The following is a 3,795-nucleotide window of genomic DNA, read 5'->3' on the forward strand; positions in this document are numbered from 1 at the left end:
GCGGCGATGCGAATGAGCGCCTCGTCGACGATGGGTGATCCGCTCTTTGGCGTGGCCTTGATCAGCTTTCTGCGCCCATGTGCCCAACAGAAAGCCAGGGAGGTGCGGACGAATTCTTGGACTAACAGGATGTATTCGTACGAAGACCGCATGAGAGCCGTGCAGCTCTACATCAAGCTTGGTAGACGCGTGAAGGCCACGATCCGTCAGTTGGGCTATCCGACGAAGAATGCTCTCAAGCAATGGTGCCGCGAGTACGAACGCGGTCCCGGCTTGTCGGCAGGTTATGTTCGCACCAAACAACGGTATTCGGATGAGCAGAAGCGGATTGCCGTCGAGCACTATCTGAGCCACGGTCGTTGCATGGCATGGACCATCAAGGCGCTTGGCTACCCTTGCCGTGGAAAGCTCTCGGCTTGGATCGACGAATATGAACCCGATGGCAGGCGACGAGTTCTCAGCAGCAACGCAACCGCTATTCCGAGATCGGAGCAACAGAAGCGAACGGCCGTGATCGATTTGTGCTCTCGGCGTGAGAGTGCCCGCTCGGTGGCTCAGAAGGTAGGCGTGAGCCGGCAGACGTTGTACGACTGGAAGAACCAGAAACTTGGTCGTGAGGTCCCTGCATCCATGACACGCCGTCGCGAATTACCACCGACAGCCAGCCGAGACGAACTCGAGCGTGAACTCGAGGCGCTACGTAGAGATGTGCAGCGCCTTCAACTCGAACACGACCTGCTGAAGAAGGCTAACGAACTCATAAAAAAAGATCTGGGCATCGACCTGCGGCTCCTGGCAAACCGGGAAAAGACCCTGCTGGTTGATGCCCTGAGACAGATCTATGCGTTACCAGAACTCCTCACGCGGCTTGAGTTCGCCCGCAGCTCCTATTTTTATCATCGGTCTCTGCTTTGCCTTGATGACCAATACGCCGAGCTTCGCCAAACCATTGTGTCTCTCTTCGAAGCCAATCGTAACTGTTACGGCTACAGACGCATTCATGCGGCCCTGACCAGGAGAGGAGAGCAGGTTTCCGAAAAAGTCGTACGCCGGCTGATGAAGCAGGAGCAGCTCGTCGTCGCCACCGTGAAGCGGCGTCGGTACACGTCCTACCAAGGGGCACTAGACGCTGCACCAGAAAATTTGGTCAATCGTGATTTCCACGCTGCAAGGCCAAACGAGAAGTGGCTTACCGATATCACGGAGTTCCAGTTGCCGGCGGGGAAAGTGTATCTGTCGCCTATTATCGATTGCTTCGACGGGCTTGTTGTCAGTTGGTCCGTGAGCACACGTCCAGACGCAGAACTCGTGAACACAATGCTCGATGCCGCAATCGAAACGATCAGCGTTTCCGAGCGTCCAGTTGTGCACTCTGATCGCGGTGCCCATTATCACTGGCCTGGCTGGCTGTCGCGCATGCACAATGCGCAGCTGGCCCGCTCCATGTCACGCAAAGGGTGCTCACCGGATAACTCAGCCTGCGAGGGCTTCTTTGGACGGCTAAAAAACGAGATGTACTACCATCGCGACTGGATCAATACGACGCTTGACGACGGAATACCGCCGGAACCTCGGAATTGCAGCGTAAGCAGTCCAAGAATTCGTCCGCACCTCCATAGCGCCGTTTGAATCTTCCCCAGGTGCTGCGGCCGCTGGTCTTCCGGGGCGCGCCCCGGAAGACCAGCGGCGCGTCATCGTCAATACTCCTTCCGATGGTCGGAAGGGGGATATTGGTGATCAGGCTGAGGGAGACGATCATGATCTTGGATCTGCATCAGCAGGGCCTGACAGTGTCAGCTATTTCCAGAGAAACCGGCATCGATCGCAAGACGGTGCGCAAGTACATAGAGCGGGGCCTCGAAGCCCGGCTTATGGACCGAGAAAGCCTCGCGCGCCGGTTATCGATCCGTTTGCTTCATACCTGCGGGAGCGGGTGAAGACCTATCCCGGCCTCACTGGCAGTCGGTTGCTCCGAGACCTCCGGGATCGAGGTTATGCCGGCGGTTACACCGCCGTCACGGACTTTCTTCGTGACGTGCGACCTCCGGCAAATCCAGGCTTCGAAGTTCGCTTCGAGACGCCGCCAGGCGAACAGGCCCAAGTCGATTTCGCGCAGTTCCATGTCGTTTTCACCGACGAGCCAATGACGCCAAGGATCGTCTGGTTGTTCTCGATGGTGTTGGGTCACAGCCGTCTCATCTGGGCACGCTTCGTCTTGCATCAGAATCTGCCGACCGTCCTACGTTGCCACATCGCCGCTTTCGAGGCGTTTGGTGGTGCGCCGCGGGAGGTGCTCTACGACCGGATGAAGACTGCCGTTATCGGCGAAGGTCAGACGGAGGGCATCATCTACAACCGTGCTCTCATCGACCTGGCCCGCCATTATGGATTTCATCCTAAGGCGTGCAAGGCCTACCGAGCCAAGACAAAAGGCAAGGTCGAGCGGCCGTTTCGGTATATCCGCGAAGACTTCTTCCTCGCTCGTTCGTTCCGCAATCTCGACGACATGAACGCCCAGCTCCGGCACTGGCTCGACACCGTCGCCAATCCAAGGAAGCACGCGACGACCCAGCGTGTCGTCTCGCCAGCTTTGGAGGAGTGGAAGCGTATGAAGACGCTCGGCGTCGGCATCAGCGGGCTCATTGCGCTCGCCGGTCTGACGATCGGTGGCATTGTTGCCTATATGAGTGAGACGGCCGTCTCAGGCATTCGGCACTGGCAGAAAATACCCTAAGCAAAAAAAGAGCCTCACAAGCGATGCCTGGAGGCTCTTCCGTGCCTGCAGCGTTCGAGGTCCACAGGCAGTAACTTCCTACAACGAAGCATGCGGAATTTCAATCGCCAACCTTCCATCCGGTCGGTTCGACACTGCGCAAATGGCCTGGAGGCACTTTCGGGCGGGGTAATGATCGCCGCTGGCTAGCTCAAGGCTTCGTTTTCCTTCCTTCAGCGTACCCGGCGTGTCTGAAATGCTGTCTCGCTTTTGCCTCCGGATCAGGTTCGTCACGAAAACCTGCCAAATCCGGATTCGCGCTTAGATACTCCTCCCAGCCAAACTCGGCGAAACCGGGAAACCTTCCCTCCGCGAGCCCGAACAGTTGGAAATGTTGTAAGCCAGATGAAAACGCAGACTGCTCCACAGCCTGAGCCACATCCGGGTAGATTGCTAAATAAGTCTCTTCCTCGAATAATGAGAAGCTTACCAATTCATGGCCCGCTTCTTCAGTTTTATCGGCGGTCTTCGTTGGGAGAGACAAGAGTATTTTTTGCAGAAACAATTTAATCTCCAGCTAATATATGCAATATTCCCTGCAATGGGTAATGGCGGAATGATAATTTTCGCTTATCAATATTGTCATGAGTTGTATTGTGCATCGCAGCATAGTCAAAAAACGAGGTTTGAAAAGCCCCGCTCGGTGATTTGTGACTCATCGAGATCTAAACCGGGAAGCTGGCCGGTTTGTGCAAGTGGCTTGATCGCTCTTGACGCCGCGAATGGCCCCATCCCGCCGCGCCGCCGCGTCTTGATCGGGCTGGATGTTTTTGCATCGCACGTTGGGTGTCGGAGAATACGATCACGCTTGTTCTGTGAGCGTCAGTCGATAACCTCGGCCTGGCCGTCAACCTCCACCCAGGTCAGCGCCAATTCGCAGCTCGAACAGCGGCGTAACGTTCTCGCTTGACAACTTGTTCTAATACTACAGTTGCGTTTACATTGAAATCGTGATTCACTTCCGGTGTTTGATGGGAGGGGCTTCGATGTCGGTTGCGGGTTGGTCTGGATCAGTTGTGGCC

General features: G+C 56.1%; 1 protein-coding gene and 3 pseudogenes. 2 read left to right on the forward strand and 2 right to left on the reverse strand.

Going from position 1 to position 3,795, the window contains the following annotated elements:
* Positions 1-98 (reverse strand): annotated as a pseudogene (locus tag ASD36_RS31785) (transposase); the annotation flags it as partial.
* A gap of 31 nt (positions 99-129) precedes the next feature.
* Here ASD36_RS31785 and ASD36_RS18480 point away from each other — a divergent pair.
* Positions 130-1,551, forward strand: a pseudogene (locus tag ASD36_RS18480) (IS3 family transposase); the annotation flags it as partial.
* 182 nt (positions 1,552-1,733) lie between these two features.
* Positions 1,734-2,584: pseudogene (istA, locus tag ASD36_RS30285) on the forward strand (IS21 family transposase); the annotation flags it as partial.
* Between the two features lie 340 nt (positions 2,585-2,924).
* On the opposite strand, the gene ASD36_RS18490 reads toward istA, so the two are convergent.
* Positions 2,925-3,278 carry a hypothetical protein gene (locus ASD36_RS18490; RefSeq protein WP_060511817.1) on the reverse strand — a complete coding sequence of 118 codons (354 nt, stop codon included), beginning with the start codon at positions 3,276-3,278 and terminating at the stop codon, positions 2,925-2,927.
* Between the last annotated feature and the right edge of the window lie 517 nt (positions 3,279-3,795).

The organism is Rhizobium sp. Root1334 (assembly GCF_001426665.1).
Classification (GTDB): Bacteria; Pseudomonadota; Alphaproteobacteria; order Rhizobiales; family Rhizobiaceae; genus Pararhizobium.